Origin of the sequence: Pedobacter steynii (assembly GCF_900103665.1) — a bacterium.
GTDB lineage: Bacteria > Bacteroidota > Bacteroidia > Sphingobacteriales > Sphingobacteriaceae > Pedobacter > Pedobacter steynii.
In genome coordinates this window covers 404,828-421,331 of sequence record NZ_FNGY01000005.1, presented here as the reverse complement: position 1 = coordinate 421,331, position 16,504 = coordinate 404,828, and the positions used below count along the sequence as shown (strand labels likewise).

Below are 16,504 nucleotides of genomic sequence, written 5' to 3'. Positions count from 1 at the left end.
TTTCTAATCTACATTATAAACTTTACTCACAGACTTCTTAGCAATCTCTTTCTCTGTTTCCGTTACCGGCATTTCGAAAGCTTTTGCCAAAATATATGCTTGCTGATCCGCATGTTGTCTTGCAAAACCTGATGCAGTACTGCTGCTTTCCTTTCTTGAGATCACTTCAATATCATTAAAGGTAGTTTTTCTTAATCTGCGTAGCAAATATGGCCATGCACCCATGTTTTCAGGCTCTTCCTGAACCCAAACGGCTTCTTTAGCATTTTTATATTTCTTATATACTGCTTCCATTTGCGCTAACGGAGTTGGGTACAGTTGCTCTACCCTTACGATAGCCACATCTTTGATCTGATCTTTTTGTTGTTTTTCCAACAACTCATAATAGATCTTACCGCTACAGAACAATACCCTGTTTACTGATGCTGCTTTCACATTTGCATCGTCGATCACTTCCTGGAACTTATTGTCTGTAAACTCTTCCAGTTTAGAAACACATAACGGATGACGCAAAAGACTCTTAGGTGTAAACACCACCAATGGCTTTCTGAAATCACGTTTAAATTGTCTGCGGATCGCATGGAAGAAATTCGCCGGAGTGGTACAGTTCGTTACCTGCATGTTGTAATCTGCACAAAGCTCCATAAAGCGCTCAATACGTGCCGATGAATGCTCAGGACCTTGTCCTTCATAGCCATGTGGCAATAACATCACCAAACCATTTTCACGCTGCCATTTCGTTTCTGCACTGGCAATATATTGGTCAATCACAATTTGGGCACCATTGAAGAAATCTCCAAATTGCGCTTCCCAGATCGTCAATGCATTAGGATTCGCCATGGCATAACCATATTCAAAACCCAATACCCCATATTCCGATAAATGTGAGTTGTAAATATCGAAAGGTGCCTGTTGATCAGAAACATGCGCCAACGGGATGTACTCCTCTTCAGAATCTTCCAAAGTCAATACCGCATGGCGATGAGAGAAAGTACCTCTTTCCACATCCTGTCCGCTTAAACGAACCCGTTTTCCTTCTGTAAGCAAAGTACCATAGGCCAGTTGCTCACCCATCGCCCAGTCAAATACATGAGTCGTATTTGCCATTTTGCTGCGCTCATCAAAAAGTTTCTCAATCTTCTTGAAGAACTTTTTATCTGAAGGCAGGCTGCTGATTCTTTTTGCCACTTCCAGCAAAGTCGTTTTCTTAACGGCTGTATTTGGAGAAGTTTCAAAATCCTGTACCGTAGCCAGACGCATATCTGCCCAGGCACCACCAAATTTAACATCCTGATAAGTAGAAGTAATCTCTTTCGCTTCATTCAGGCGTTCCTGCAAAATACCACGGAATTCTTTTTCCATTTCTTTTGCCTCGCTTTCCTGCAGCGTACCTTCTTTGATTAGCTGTTGAATATAAAGGTCACGCGGGTTGGCATGTTGCTCTATTGCTTTATACAACAAAGGTTGCGTGAACTTAGGTTCGTCAGATTCATTATGCCCGAACCTGCGGTAACATAAAATATCAATGAAGACATCATTTTTATATTTCTGACGGTATTCCATTGCCAGGTTAATCGCATAAACCAGTGCCTCTACATCGTCGCCATTTACATGGAAAACCGGTGATAAAGTTACTTTAGCGATATCTGTACAATAGGTACTCGAACGTGCATCTTTAAAATTGGTGGTAAAACCAATCTGGTTATTGATGATCAGGTGAATGGTTCCTCCGGTTTTGTAACCATCTAAGCCAGCCATCTGAATCACTTCATATACGATACCCTGACCGGCAACAGAAGCATCACCGTGAATCAGGATTGGTGCGATACGCGCATCATCACCACCGTATTTAAAATCTATTTTAGATCTGGTCATTCCTTCTACCACTCCGTTCACAGTTTCCAGGTGGGATGGGTTAGGGCATAAACTCAGGTGGACACTTTTTCCATTATTGGTGGTTACATCAGTAGAATAACCTAAATGGTATTTTACGTCACCACCAAAAGGTGATGCCGCACTATAGCCTTTACCTTCAAACTCGGCAAAGATGTCCTTATAGGTTTTTTGCATAATGTTGGCCAAAACGTTCAGCCTTCCGCGATGCGCCATTCCGATCACAAACTCTTCGATGCCCAGTTCCGAACCTTTTTCAATCACGGAATCCAATGCAGGGATTAAAGCCTCTGCACCCTCCAGGGAAAAACGTTTCTGACCAAGGAACTTCGTTCCAAGGAAATTTTCAAAACTTACCGCCTGGTTCAGTTTTTTCAGGATTCTTTGTTTTTCCTCAATAGAGAAATTTGGTGTGTTGCGAACACTTTCCATTTTGTGCTCTATCCAGGACAATACCTCCGGTGTACGGACATATTTATATTCTGCACCTATTGAACGGCAATAAGTCTGCTTTAAGAAAGCAACAATATCACTCAGCTTCGCTGCGCCGATGCCCAGCTCAACACCTGAATTAAATACCGTATCAAGATCGGCCGCTGATAATTTGAAGTTTTCCAGGTCCAGTGTTGGAAGGTGCTGACGTCTTTCTCTAACCGGGTTGGTATGTGTAAACAGGTGGCCACGCTGACGGTAACCGTTGATCATGTTTAAAACACTAACCTCCTTTAAGAAATGCTCAGGGGTTTCTTCTCCTACTGATGCCGGGGCCGAACCGCTGCCGAAGTCGAAGCCTTCAAAAAATTTCTGCCAACCAAATTCAACCGAATTGGGATCTTCTTTAAAAGTTTGATAAAGGGACTCTATGTATTCGGCATTTGCGCCGTTGAGATAAGATAAATTATCCATTATGTGTGAATATGCTATAAGTGATGCAAAATTAGGATTTTACCTATTAAATCAGGCAATTTTCTTTATAAATCTTCCAAAAAATCGGTCATATCACAGACATTCTTTAACGGCGTCAGCTGATCCTTCACAAGGATATCAAATTCAGAGATTAAACTACCTGCAACTAACAAAGGAACATTCAGATTGTCCATAACTTTACCTATGATTTTATTGATGTCTTTACCCAGATTTAAAGAAGTTAAAACAATAAAAGCGAAATCCGGCTGATAGGATTCCACCACTTTTTTAAGATCTGTATAAGGTATTTCTGATCCCAGATACAGGGTATCATGACCACACCTTTTCAATAGGTATCTGGCAAAAAGCAGGCCAGTTTCATGCATTTCGGCTTCAGGAAGAAAAAGCAGGAACCTTTTCACTTCAGCTTTCTCAGGTTTCTCCACTTTATCGATTTCCACAATGATGCGGTCGCGGATCAGGTTGGAAGCAAAGTGTTCGTGAGAAGGATCAATCGTCCCGGTTTGCCACAACATCCCTACTCTTTTCATGAAAGGGAAAAGGACAACATCCATCGTTTTAACCAGCCCCATCTCTTCAATGCATTTTCCCAATACTTCAGAAAACTCGACTTCATCGTAAGCGATCGTAGCATTGGAAAGACTTAACATCTGTACGGAATCATTACTCCAGTCGGACTTTAACTGGGTAACCAGATCGGAGATCTGTTTGTGGGTCATCTTCGCGATCCGGCTTATTTTATAGCCATTCTCGTTCAGGGCCACAATATTGAGCAGCATTTTTAAATCGTCCTCATCGTAGAAACGAATGTTTGTGGGTGTTCTCTTAGGTGGCACCAGATTGTATCTTATCTCCCAGGCTCTGATCGTATGTGCTTTAATCCCAATGAGCCCCTCTATATCACTTATTGAAAATTTCCTCACGTTATTGTTTACAACAAATGTTAAACAACTTTGTTTAAAAAACAATTTTTGTTTAATTTTTATTAAAAATAAACGCGAAAGGGCCTGTTAAAGCAGTTTACGGAATGATTTTAAGCCATCGACGCTGCATCGGAGACAGCCGTTTCCAGAATTTTTATTTGCTTATCCAGATCGAAGCTGTTTTTTGATTTTGCATCTTTCCCTACTCCTGCCACATTTGCCCAGTTCCCCCAGTTACTCGCCGGTGCGTAATCAATGAGTTTATCCTCAAAATAGATCGCTCCATTGGTCCAGTGAACCTTTAAGACATGAACCAGGAAAGTCGCCACCAACAAGCGTCCTGTATGCGGAATGAAACCAAATTCATTTAATTCATGCATGTATTTGTCAATCATGGCATGTCCGGTATTTCCAGCCTTCCATTTTTGCAATGCAGGGTTTTCGTTATCGGCGACAGAAAACAATTCCTTTTCAAAATCAGCTTCCTGGAAAAATTCAATTCCATGTTTTTTGAACATAAACCTGAAATAATCCCGCCACAATAAACCCAGGAGGATCTGGTTGAAATTTGCATTTCCTCCAAAAGTAGCCTCTGCTTCCTTTACCAACCAATACACCTTTCTTGGCGACAGGCAGCCTAAAGACAGCCAGCCCGATAATCTGGAAGAAAAACCAGGTTTATCAGGACTATGTTTCACCGGTTTCAGGTAAATATCAGCACCCTCTTCCAACAATGCTTTCAGGTGTTCCAGACCTGCATCCTCTCCACCCGAAAATGACTGCTCAGGAATAGGAATAGCGGCATCAAAACCCAAGTCTTCAAGCGAAGGAAGCAGCCCCCAATCTTCGTTCTCTACAAAAGAGATCTCCTCAGGAGATAAAAAGCAGGATTTCACGATGGCATCACGCTCTGTTTTCTTTTTAAACTGGGCAAATACATCGGGAATATCCTTAATAGGAAAGGGAAGGTCTTCTTTATTATATAAGGTATGTCCGATGAAATGTTTTAAGTTGATTTTAAGCTTCCATAAAAGATCTTCGACTTTAGTAGAAATTAAGGTCTCTTCCGGTGCCACTTCACGGTGATGGTAAACTTCGGATATTTCGTAGTCTTCCACCAGTCTGGCCATTAGCTCTTCCGGACTTCCCATCATCAGTAAAACATCGCCACCCAGTTTTTGAAAAGCCATTCTTAATGCCGCAACACTCTCCAACAGAAACTTTGCCCGGTGTACCCCGGTCTTGTCCGTTTCAAATATGGTGGGCTGAAAATAATGAGGATCAAAAAAATAAACCGGCAAAATACTGTCGGATTTTGCAATGGCTTCAACCAACATTTCATTGTCGTGTAATCGAAGATCATTTCTAAACCAAACTAATATTCTTTTAGACTTCATTAATGAGGGGGACATAAAGTATATAATTCACAAAAATATACGAATTTTTAGCTTAGTACGAATGCATAAAGCAATATTTACATAAGCGCAACAAACATTTACAAGAAAAAGACTTAAATCCAAACTAAAATACCGTTAAGGGGTTATACAAATTATGAATAAGCACATTCTGATGACCGGAGCCACAGGGATGATTGGCAGAAAACTAATCGGGGCTTTACAGGAAAAAGGACATACTGTCGCTGTCCTATCCAGGAAACCTGTTGCAATAGAAAATGTTAAGGTCTTTTTATGGAATGTCTACGAACAGGAAATAGACCCTGCCTGCCTGGAAGGAGTAAACACGATCATCCATCTGGCAGGAGAAAATGTGGCTGGCAAGAAATGGAGCCCGGCCCGAAAGAAAAAACTGATCGACAGCAGGGTACTGTCAGCAAAACTCCTTTACCAACTGATAAAAGAACAACAAACAGACATTCAGGCCTTTATTTCCGCCTCGGCAGTAGGTTATTATGGAGATCGTGGAGATCAAATCCTGACTGAGGAAAGTTCTGCCGGAACAGGGTTCCTTGCCGAATGTTGCCGGCAATGGGAGGCCGCCGTAGACGAAGGTGCAGCTTTGGGCCTGAGAATCGTAAAATGCAGGATCGGTTTTGTGCTCGCCAGGAATGAAGGGGCCCTCCCTGCGCTCGACAAACCCATCCGTTTTTTTGTTGGAGCCGGACTAGGGAGCGGCAAACAATGGGTCCCATGGATACACGTCGATGATGTAGTGGAAGCGTTTCTGAGCGCAGTAGAAAATGACCAGTGGACCGGCCCATATAACATCTGCGCCCCTTTCCCGGTGAGTAACCTCAACCTCAGCAAAGCCATTGCTAAAAAACTGCACAGGCCGGTATGGCCGATCAATGTTCCGGAAGGCGTTTTAAAACTTATCCTGGGAGAAATGAGTTCCGTTGCACTGATCAGCAACAATACCTCCGCCCAAAAGATCCTGGATACCGGTTTTAAATTTAAATTCCTTCAACTTGAAAATGCTTTAACCGATATTTACCAGGTCTAACCTCAGGCAATTTAACACATTTAGCCCTTACCTACTTAGCAAAATACGCCCAACCCTTTAAAATAATGAAGTCAGAAATTAACATTTGCTGGTTACGAAGAGATTTAAGACTCGAAGACAACGCCGCATTATATGAAGCACTCCGAAGTCCTTTCCCGGTATTATTACTTTTCATTTTTGACAAAAATATTCTGAGTAAGCTCACGGATAAAACAGATGCAAGAGTAACTTTTATCCACCAAACCCTAAATACGCTAAATTCCAGGCTTCAAAAATCAGGAAGCAGCATTTTAACCAGATATGGCAGCCCTGAAGAGGTATGGCCGGAAATCTTAAACAGTTATACCGTAAAATCAGTATACACCAACCATGATTATGAGCCTTATGCCCGGGAAAGGGATGATGCCCTCGCCGAATACCTGCGGTCCGAACAGATCGGCTTCCATACCTTCAAAGACCAGGTAATTTTCGAGAAAAATGAAATCACCAAAGCAGATGGCAAGCCCTACACTGTATTTACACCCTACTTCCGGCAATGGCAGCAAAAACTGAATGAATTCTACGTTAAAGCTTATCCGATAGAAAAATACGCCGGCAATTTCCTTCCGCTGTCCCCTCAGGAAATACCCTCACTTTTTGACATGGGATTTGAAACCTCAGATCTGGACTTCCCGAAAAAAGATTTCAGCAGCAAGCTGGACCTTTATGAAGACAAAAGAGATTTTCCTGCGGAGGATGCAACCACCTATCTGGGTATTCACCTTCGTTTTGGCACCCTCAGCATCCGGGAAGCCGCGAGGGCAGCACTGGCTCAAAAAGCAGAAAAATGGCTGTCTGAATTGGCCTGGAGAGACTTCTATATGATGATCTTATGGCACTTTCCACATACCGTCAGCCAATCATTCAAACCGGCTTATGACCTCATAAAATGGAGAAACGACGAATCAGAATTTGAAGCCTGGTGCCAGGGCAATACAGGCTACCCGATCGTAGATGCCGGAATGAGACAATTGAACAAGACGGGTTATATGCACAACCGGGTCAGAATGATTGTCGCCAGTTTCCTGACCAAACATCTTTTGGTCGACTGGAGATGGGGTGAAGCCTATTTTGCAGAAAAGTTACTGGATTATGAAATGGCCAGCAATATCGGCGGATGGCAATGGGCCTGCGGCTCCGGAAATGATGCAGCGCCTTACTTCCGGATCTTCAATCCTGAACTTCAAACGAAAAAATTTGATCCTGAATTTAAATACATCGACCGTTGGCTCCCTGCTTATAAACAACAAAAGCATGTACAACCTATAGTTGAGCATGCTTTTGCAAGAGAAAGGGTATTAAAAGTCTTTAAAGAAGCATTAAATGAATAATGTCTTATCGTTCCGGTTTAATTGGTAACGTTGATGATCTCTACATCAAAATCTAAAATAGAATTGGCTGGTATGCTTCCAGAACTATTGGCTGTATTCCCATACCCTAACACCGAAGGAATGAATAACCTGAATTTTGCTCCTTTGGTAAATTTCACCAACATTTTTGTCATTCCCATTACTAAGCTTTTCGGTGCTGCAGTAAACTGACCAGAATCGGCAGTTGTTCCATCCAGCATCTTTAACGTATATTTAATCTCTACATCGGTATTAACGTTAATGGGATCAGTTCCTGTTCCCGAAGTCGTCACGATATAATGAACACCGGATTCGTCTTTTAGGGCAGTCAGAGAATTGGCAGTTAAAAACGACGAGATATGTTGCTGATCTAACACCGATTGCTTCTCCGAATAGGTACTGATATTCAGTTCAATCACTTCATTTGAAGGAATCTTTGCTGCAGGATATCCGTTTTTGCCAAAAGCAAGATAAGAAGGCACGAAAATCCTGGCACTTCCTCCAGGCCTCAATTTCTTGATTACATCCGAGATCGCTGCAACAGGAAGCCCCATAAATCCACCACCTTTAGTTGCCATCCCGGTATAACCAACCGGCATCCCCAGATTACGGATCACCGCAGAACTGCCATACACCGTACCATTGATCATTGATTTTCCGACAATATTATAACGTACAGAATCTGCATCCTTATATTCAGCTGCAGGCGTTCCACCGCCAGCGGGCTGTGTAACGGCATAAAAATATCCGGATTTTGCAGGATCCGGCAAAGCAGCAATATTATTTTTAGCCAGATAATCGGCTATTTTAGTATCATCCAGCATCTGAACAGATTCATATTCCTTTTTACAGGAGCTAAAAAGAACAACTGCCCCTAATAAGGCAAAGGTATAAAGTGATAACTTTTTAATCATTTGGTTTTTTTCTTATTGATATCCACGAGGGTAACGGTATAATCTAATATTGAATTTGGGGGGATTGATGAGCCCTGAAAGTCCATGTATGCTAAAGAGGAAGGAATGAACATCCTGATTTGTCCTCCTTTGGCAATCAATGGAAGTCCGGTTTGCCATCCTATCATTAAAGCATCGAGTTTTAATGAAACCGGTCGCTCGACAGGAATAGTTTCAAATGGATTCTTAGATCCCAGCACTCTTGCTGTATAAGAAACCTGAATACTATCAGTCAGTATCGGTGCTGCTCCTGTACCTGTTGCCAAAATCCGGTAAGTCATCCCTGAGGGGTCAACTACAACTGGAGTAATGGAACTATCCTTCACGTATTTTGCGATAATTACTTTATCAATCTCCAACTGCGTAACCGGATCATAATCCTTCTTTTTTTCACACGCTGCAAATAACCCGCAGAGAAGGAATAAGCCCAGAAAGATCTTGTTTTTTAACATAATAGACAAAAATAGTCTTTTCTAACTGATGGAACAATTTTTAACCAATTTTAACAATTGCAAAGCCCCGGAAAACCCGCATAAAAAACGCCCTTAATAAATTAAGGGCGCCCAGTTTAATTATGAATCGTTATCTTAATAACAATATTTATTTGCAGCAATCAGTTGCTGTGCCACTTTCTGGCGTGTTTCTTTTACATTAAAAGCTTCCATTTTGGTAAATCTGCGCAAGCCTACCATCATCATTCTTTGCTCATCACCTTCTGCGAAAGCCCACAATGCCTCTTTACCTGCTTTCTGAAGTCCATCAACGGCTTCTACAAAATAAATGCGCATCATGTCCAGCTGGCCTTCACAGGCGGCCTCACCACGAAGGTTCACTAATTTCTCTGTTCTCAGCAAGGTCGACTCCGCCACGTATACATAACTCGCCATGTCTGCAATGTTCATCAGAATTTCCTGTTCTTTAGAAAGGCTCATCATCAGCTTCTGCACTGCTGCACCTGCCACCATCAAAGTTGCTTTCTTCAGATTTTTAATAATTTTCTTTTCTGCGGCAAACAAGGCATCGTCTTCTTCTCCGAAATCAGGGATCGACATCAGTTCCGCCGCTACTGCTGTAGCAGGCGTCATCAGGTCTAATTCACCTTTCATTGCACGTTTCAACATCATGTCTACGGTTAACAACCTGTTGATCTCATTCGTTCCTTCAAAGATCCTGTTGATCCTTGCATCACGGTAAGCGCGGTCCATAGGTGCCTCCGCAGAGAAGCCCATTCCACCATAGATCTGCACCCCTTCATCTACCACATAATCCAGCACTTCAGAACCCCATACTTTCAGGATGGCACATTCCACGGCAAACTGTTCTGTAGATTTCAGTTTCGCTTTACTCGCATCCATTCCTCCAGCTACCAGTGTTTCATAAGCATCGTCGATGTTCTGACCAGCACGGTAATTTGCAGACTCAACCGCATATACCTTAGCCGCCATTTCTGCCAGTTTATACCTGATGGCACCGTATTTTGAAATCGGGCGGTCAAACTGAATCCTTTCATTAGAATAGTTGACTGCGGTATCAATCACCGCCTTAGAGGCACCGATCGCAGCAGCAGCCAATTTGATCCTTCCAATGTTCAGGATGTTTACTGCAATTTTAAAACCATTCTGCCGGTCGGAAAGCATGTTTTCTACCGGCACCGGACAATCATTAAAGAATACCTGTCTGGTAGAAGAACCCTTGATTCCCATTTTATGTTCTTCAGGATTCATCGTGATTCCACCAAATTCACGCTCCACAATGAAAGCCGTTAAATTGGCATCATCATCAATTTTAGCGAATACAATGAAGATATCTGCAAAACCGCCATTCGTGATCCACATCTTCTGACCAGTGATCAGGTAATGTTTTCCATCTTCCGACAATTTCGCTTTAGTTTTTCCGGAGTTGGCATCAGAACCTGAGTTTGGCTCTGTTAAGCAGTAAGCGGCTTTCCATTCTCCTGTTCCCAACTTAGGAATATATTTTGCTTTTTGCGCTTCATTTCCATAATATAAAATCGGCAATGTTCCGATTCCGGTATGTGCAGAAAGTGCCACAGCAAAAGAGTGTCCTGCACCGATCACATCAGCAACGAGCATGGAGGTATTGAAATTCTTTCCAAAGCCACCAAATTCTTCCGGGATAGAAACCCCCAGAATACCCAATGCTCCGGCTTTATCCATTAACGACGGCATCAGTCCTTCTTCCTGCGTATCAATACGGTCCAGGTTCGGGTACACCTCCGCCACTAAGAAATCGCGGCAGGTCTGTGCAATCATTTGTTGTTCTTCATCAAATTCTTCAGGAATAAATACATCCTGGTAATTGGTTTCTGTTATCAAAAACTCTCCACCTTTAATTGTCTTTTTGTCTGTAGTTTCCATAATATCTTATTAAAGCATTTCAAAAATTCCGGCCGCACCCTGTCCGCTACCCACGCACATGGTTACCATTCCATATTTCTGATCTCTTCTTTTTAATTCGTTAAATAATTGTACTGATAATTTCGCACCTGTACAGCCCAGCGGGTGTCCAAGGGCAATTGCACCTCCATTCACATTCACTTTCGTGGCATCGATACCCAAAGTCCGGATTACGGCAAGCGACTGAGAAGCAAAGGCTTCGTTCAACTCAATCAGATCCAGTTCTTCCAGTTTCATGCCTGCCATTTTCAAAGCTTTAGGAATCGCCTCAATTGGTCCAATTCCCATGATTCTGGGTGGCACACCAGCAATACCATAACTTACCAGGCGGGCAATCGGATCTACACCCAATTCTTTCATTTTACTTTCCGATACGACCAATACAAATGCAGCACCATCAGAAGTTTGTGAAGAGTTTCCTGCAGTTACGCTGCCATCGGCCGCAAAAACGGGTTTTAGTTTAGCCAGTTTATCCAATGAAGTATCCGCTCTCGGCCCTTCATCCGTATCCACCACATAACTGCGGCTTTTCTTTTTCATATTGGCATCCAGGTAATTTTCTACTACCGTGATTGGCGCAATACCATCTTTCAGGTGACCGTTTTTAATGGCTTCCACCGCTTTCATGTTCGACTGATAAGCGAAAGCATCCTGATCTTCCCTGCTCACTTTATATTCATTGGCTACTGCTTCAGCGGTTAAACCCATTCCCCAATACCAATCCGGGTTTTTCATCGCCACATCTGCATTTGGAACCACTTTCCATCCGCCGAAAGGCATTCCGGACATCACTTCTACCCCACCGGCAATGATACAATCTGCCATTCCGCTTCTGATTTTGGCCACTGCGGTAGCAATGGTTTCCAATCCTGAGGCACAATACCTGTTGACTGTTACCCCCGGAACTTTATCCGTATCCAGTCCCATCAAAGAAATCATACGCCCTATGTTCAGGCCTTGTTCCGCTTCCGGGGTCGCATTTCCTACAATTACATCATCAATTTGTGTTTTATCCAGATTGGGCACCGAGGCCACCAGCTGTTTAATTACTTCGGCAGCCAAATCATCGGCCCTTGTAAAACGAAATACACCACGAGGGGCCTTGCCCACTGCTGTACGATATCCTGCTATAATATATGCTTCTTGCATGTCCGTATCTTTTATTAGCCTAAATTAATTTCTTAGAGGTTTTCCTTTGGTCACAATACTTTGAATCCGTTCCAGCGTTTTACGCTCACCGCAAAGCGATAGGAAGGCTTCTCTTTCCAGGTCAAGCAGGTATTGCTCCGTCACTTCTGTAGGGGAAGACAAATCTCCACCGCACATTACCCAACCCAGTTTTTCTGAGATTTTCTTATCATGCTCAGAAATGTAGTGACCTGAGTACATCGTATTTGCGCCTGCATAGACAATCCCCAGACCTTGTTTACCCAATACTTTAATGTCCTTGCGTTGTACTGGTTTGGTATATCCTGCATCAGCCAGTTCAATTGCTTTCGCTTTCGCATCGGCAATCAACCTGCTTCTGTTCATCGAGATCGAATATTTGTCTTTTTGCAAATAGCCCAACTCAAATGCTTCTACTGCTGAAGTAGATACCTTGGCCATACCAATCGTCAGGAACCTGTCTTTCAATGCATTTTGAACAATCTGATCGTCTTTATATTCATCAGAGGCACGCAGGGCGAATTCCTTCGTACCACCACCACCAGGAATCACACCTACACCAAACTCCACCAATCCCATATAGGTTTCCGCATTCAGCTGAACATGGTCCGCATGTAAACTAAATTCACAACCGCCACCAAGGGTTAAGTTATGTGGTGCAACCACTACCGGAATAGATGAATACCTGATGCGCATAGAGGTGTTCTGGAACATCCTGATCGCCAGGTTTAACTCGTCCCATTCCTGTTCTACCGCCATCATAAAGATCATCCCAACGTTTGCACCAGCAGAGAAGTTGGCACCATCGTTTCCAATCACTACCCCTCTGTATTCTTTTTCAGCCAGGTCAATTGCTTTATTGATCGCCTGCAGCGTATCTCCACCGATCGTATTCATTTTCGAATGGAACTCTACATTCAGGATTCCATCTCCAAGATCTATAATAGAAGCACCTGAGTTTTTCCAGATGGTTTTATTTCCCCTCAGATTGTCCAATACCACAAAGGCTTCTGTACCCGGTACTGCTTTATAACTTTTGGAAGGGATATCATAATATTTTTTTACGCCATCTTCCACTTTGTAGAAAGTCGTATGTCCGGCAGCCAGCATTTCATGAACCCATGCTGCAGCCTCATGGCCATATTTCTTCATTCCTTCCAGGGAATCGGCGATACCTACCGCATCCCAAACTTCGAAAGGACCTAAATCCCATGCAAAGCCAGCACGCATGGCATCGTCAATGCGGTACAACTCATCAGAGATTTCTGGAATGCGGTCAGATACATATTCAAACAAGCCAAAGAAAGAAGCACGGAACAATTCTCCCGCTTTATCTTTTCCAGAGGCAAAAACTTTCATTCTGTCTTTTACATTCTCAATTGCTTTAGTCAAATCCAGCGTTGCCGATTTCACTTTTTGCTGAGGACGGTATTCCAGTGTTTTCAGGTCTAATGCCAGAATCTCGGTCTTCCCATCTGCAGTTTTTGTTTTTTTATAGAAGCCTTGTTGAGTTTTATCACCAAGCCATTTGTTTGCTTCCATTTTCTCTACATAAGCAGGCAGCTTAAAGAGGTCATGCGCTTTGTCCTGCGGACAATTATCATACAGTCCTTTAGAAACTTTAATCATGGTATCCAGACCTACCACATCAGTGGTACGGAAGGTTGCAGATTTTGGTCTTCCAAGCGCAGGGCCTGTAAATTTATCTACTTCCTCTACCGTCAGGTCCATCTTTTCTACTAAATGTAATAAAGACATGATCGAATAAACACCCACACGGTTCGCGATGAATGCAGGGGTATCTTTACATAGTACCGTAGTTTTACCTAAAAATTTATCGCCGTAATGCATTAGGAAATCCACCAGTTTCGGATCGGTATCCGGAGTAGGGATAATTTCCAGTAAACGCAAATAACGGGGAGGATTGAAGAAGTGTGTCCCACAGAAATTCGCTTTGAAATCTGCAGACCTTCCTTCCGCCATCATATGGATCGGGATTCCGGAAGTATTAGAAGTAACCAATGTTCCAGGTTTACGGTATTGCTCTACCTGATCGAACACTGTTTTTTTGATGTTCAGATTTTCTACTACAACCTCAATGATCCAGTCGTAGGTAGCAATCTTAGCCATATCATCTGTAAAGTTACCTGTAGTGATCTTATTAAGAACGCTCTTGGTATAAACAGGAGAAGGATTGGTCTTTACGGTATTTAGTAAAGCGGCATTTACAATTCTGTTTTTAACTGCCGGATGATCCAGGGCCAGTCCTTTAGCTTGTTCCTCCGCGCTCAGTTCTTTCGGCGCGATGTCAAGCAAAAGGACTTCAACTCCAATGTTCGCAAAGTGACAAGCAATACGTGAACCCATAATACCTGAGCCCAATACTGCTACTCTATTTATCTTCTTGTTCATAATTTTCTGTAGGAATTTTATATGCCAATGTAAGTTTGTTCAATTTTTGCAGCGTTGAAATCAGGTTGTTTTTTTCCTGTGCGCTGAGGTGTACGTTCAGATACTCATTAAAAGAGATCACCACGCCTTTTGCAAGTTGTCTTTTTTCACGGCCCAGATCAGTAAGGTACACCTTAACTGAGCGTTTATCTCCGATGGAAGTCTCCCGGTATATTAACCCCATTTCTTCCATATTGTTTAGCATTCTTGACAAACTTGTTGCCTTCACTCCTAGCAGTCCGGCCAGCTTTGAAACCGCTGTACCTTCCTTCTCAATATTGATCAGCACATAGCCGATGGCCTGTGTGATTCCAAATCCGGATGCGATCTGATTATAAGTGTTGGAAACATTCTGCCAAACCACTTTCAAAAAATAATCTACTGTCTCTTGTTGTTTCATGAATTACTATGCTTGCATAACAAAGCTATAGAATTAAAACCTTATATGCAAGCGTAATAATAAAAAATATGTCATAAAAAAAGCCGCCTTACTTATGTAAGACGGCTTTTAAACTAAATACTATTTCAGACTAGTAAAGTGTGAATTCTACTCTTCTGTTTTTCTGACGACCAGCAGCAGTTTTGTTGGTAGCAATAGGTTGGTTTGGACCGTAACCTGTAGCTTCGATACGTGAAGCATTTGCACCTTGAGAAACTAAATAAGCTTTGATCGACTCAGCTCTTTCTTTCGACAAACGTAAGTTTAAAGCCATTGAACCTGTATTATCTGTGTGACCAGCTAATTTCAAGCTAAAGTTTTTCTCTACTAATAAAGCAGCAACACGGTTTAAAGTAGCATAAGATTTAGAGCGGATAGTTGCTTTACCTAAATCAAATTCTAAGTTTTTGATCGCCTCATCCACTACCTTACGGTCAGCTTCAGTGATGATTACTTTTTCCTGGATAACCGGAGCCGGAACTTTTAGAGGACAACCTGCACCATCAACAACTGTTCCTGAAGGAGTACCTGGACATTTATCCAATTTATCAGCAACACCGTCACCGTCAGTATCTTTCAATAAGTCGTTCATTTCAGATCTCAATCTTGCGTTTTCAGCTTTCTGAGCATCTAAGTCACCTTTTAAAGCGTTGGCAGTTTGTTTTGCCTGTAATGCTTCATCATAAGTTAAAGCTACAGGGTTATGCCATGCCAATTGTTTTCCTTTTCCTAAAGCAAACTCTAAACCTCCATAAGCATATGAATATTTATCGTTTTGTCCACGGTAGAAACCATCAAGGTTATCACCATCAACAAAGTTTACAGTCCATCCTAAATCTAAATTGATCTTCTCAGATAATTTAACTTTAGCACCTAAACCTACAGGAACGATTAATTCGCTAATTGTTTTATCACCAGCATAGCTAACTAAAGCACCAGTATTGGTAGCAGAAGTTTTAACTTTGTAACCCGCTAAACCAGCACCAGCTGAAGCATATAATTGCAAAGCACTGTTTTTATTGAACATATCAATGTTAAACAAGTTAACTACTGCATTTAAACTTCCTGAATAGCTAAGATCAGTTTCAAAAGCGTTTACAGCACCCGAATTGGCTGCACCACTTTTCCAGTTTTCAGTGTTGTCAGCTTTTAATTTACCCCTTACTCCGTCTAAACGTAAAGAGAAATATGGTGTAAATTGTTTTTTGATGTAAAGACCATAACCTAAACTTGATTTATTGTTTGAGAAATCGTTTTTACCACCTAGTGGAGATGTAGGAGTTAAAACCCCAGCATTAACACCAAATGACCATGTAGTCAGTTGATTTGAATTTGTACCTGCTTGATCCTGAGCCTGAACGGAACCTCCAATTAGGAGCGCAGCTAGGGCCACAGGCAGGGTTTTAAATAAATTTTGTTTCATAAAATAAGTATTAAATAATTGTTACAATGTTTAATCGTATAATTCATTTCAATACTTAGGCCA

Annotated in this window: 12 protein-coding genes; 2 read left to right on the top strand and 10 right to left on the bottom strand. The window is 42.1% G+C overall.

The window, feature by feature from the left end; all coding sequences use genetic code 11:
- Positions 1-3 precede the first annotated feature (3 nt).
- The 3 genes from BLQ87_RS16125 to BLQ87_RS16115 all read right to left on the bottom strand — a co-directional run bounded on the left by BLQ87_RS16125 (position 4) and on the right by BLQ87_RS16115 (position 5,140).
- On the bottom strand, positions 4-2,799 hold the full coding sequence (locus tag BLQ87_RS16125) for a 2-oxoglutarate dehydrogenase E1 component (protein WP_074608640.1): 2,796 nt from the start codon (positions 2,797-2,799) through the stop codon (positions 4-6).
- Positions 2,800-2,864: 65 nt separating this feature from the next.
- On the bottom strand, positions 2,865-3,743 hold the full coding sequence (locus BLQ87_RS16120) for a MerR family transcriptional regulator (protein WP_245723865.1): 879 nt from the start codon (positions 3,741-3,743) through the stop codon (positions 2,865-2,867).
- 110 nt (positions 3,744-3,853) lie between these two features.
- Positions 3,854-5,140 (bottom strand): DASH family cryptochrome, encoded by a 1,287-nt coding sequence (locus BLQ87_RS16115; protein WP_074608638.1) that lies wholly within the window; start codon positions 5,138-5,140, stop codon positions 3,854-3,856.
- A 154-nt stretch (positions 5,141-5,294) separates the two neighbouring features.
- Between BLQ87_RS16115 and BLQ87_RS16110 the strand changes: the two genes are divergently transcribed.
- A complete protein-coding gene (locus BLQ87_RS16110) occupies positions 5,295-6,203 on the top strand; it encodes a TIGR01777 family oxidoreductase (protein WP_074608636.1) in 909 nt (302 codons plus the stop codon).
- A 65-nt stretch (positions 6,204-6,268) separates the two neighbouring features.
- A complete protein-coding gene (locus tag BLQ87_RS16105) occupies positions 6,269-7,573 on the top strand; it encodes a cryptochrome/photolyase family protein (RefSeq protein WP_074608634.1) in 1,305 nt (434 codons plus the stop codon).
- 17 nt (positions 7,574-7,590) lie between these two features.
- On the opposite strand, the gene BLQ87_RS16100 is transcribed toward BLQ87_RS16105, so the two are convergent.
- From BLQ87_RS16100 to BLQ87_RS16070, 7 genes are all read right to left on the bottom strand, one after another.
- Positions 7,591-8,505 carry an FKBP-type peptidyl-prolyl cis-trans isomerase gene (locus tag BLQ87_RS16100; RefSeq protein WP_074608632.1) on the bottom strand — a complete coding sequence of 305 codons (915 nt, stop codon included), beginning with the start codon at positions 8,503-8,505 and terminating at the stop codon, positions 7,591-7,593.
- Positions 8,502-8,996 (bottom strand): FKBP-type peptidyl-prolyl cis-trans isomerase, encoded by a 495-nt coding sequence (locus BLQ87_RS16095; RefSeq protein ID WP_074608630.1) that lies wholly within the window; start codon positions 8,994-8,996, stop codon positions 8,502-8,504. The genes BLQ87_RS16100 and BLQ87_RS16095 overlap by 4 nt, the downstream gene beginning before the upstream one ends.
- Before the next feature lie 135 nt (positions 8,997-9,131).
- Positions 9,132-10,922 (bottom strand): acyl-CoA dehydrogenase family protein, encoded by a 1,791-nt coding sequence (locus BLQ87_RS16090; RefSeq protein WP_074608628.1) that lies wholly within the window; start codon positions 10,920-10,922, stop codon positions 9,132-9,134.
- Between the two features lie 9 nt (positions 10,923-10,931).
- Positions 10,932-12,110 carry an acetyl-CoA C-acyltransferase gene (locus BLQ87_RS16085; protein ID WP_074608626.1) on the bottom strand — a complete coding sequence of 393 codons (1,179 nt, stop codon included), beginning with the start codon at positions 12,108-12,110 and terminating at the stop codon, positions 10,932-10,934.
- Between the two features lie 24 nt (positions 12,111-12,134).
- Positions 12,135-14,540: a 3-hydroxyacyl-CoA dehydrogenase/enoyl-CoA hydratase family protein gene (locus BLQ87_RS16080; RefSeq protein WP_172664890.1), complete on the bottom strand. Its 2,406-nt coding sequence runs from the start codon at positions 14,538-14,540 to the stop codon at positions 12,135-12,137.
- On the bottom strand, positions 14,521-14,979 hold the full coding sequence (locus BLQ87_RS16075; protein WP_073238100.1) for a MarR family winged helix-turn-helix transcriptional regulator: 459 nt from the start codon (positions 14,977-14,979) through the stop codon (positions 14,521-14,523). Before BLQ87_RS16075 ends, BLQ87_RS16080 begins: the two co-directional genes overlap by 20 nt.
- 130 nt (positions 14,980-15,109) lie before the next feature.
- Positions 15,110-16,441: a DUF6089 family protein gene (locus BLQ87_RS16070; protein ID WP_074608622.1), complete on the bottom strand. Its 1,332-nt coding sequence runs from the start codon at positions 16,439-16,441 to the stop codon at positions 15,110-15,112.
- Positions 16,442-16,504 lie beyond the last annotated feature (63 nt).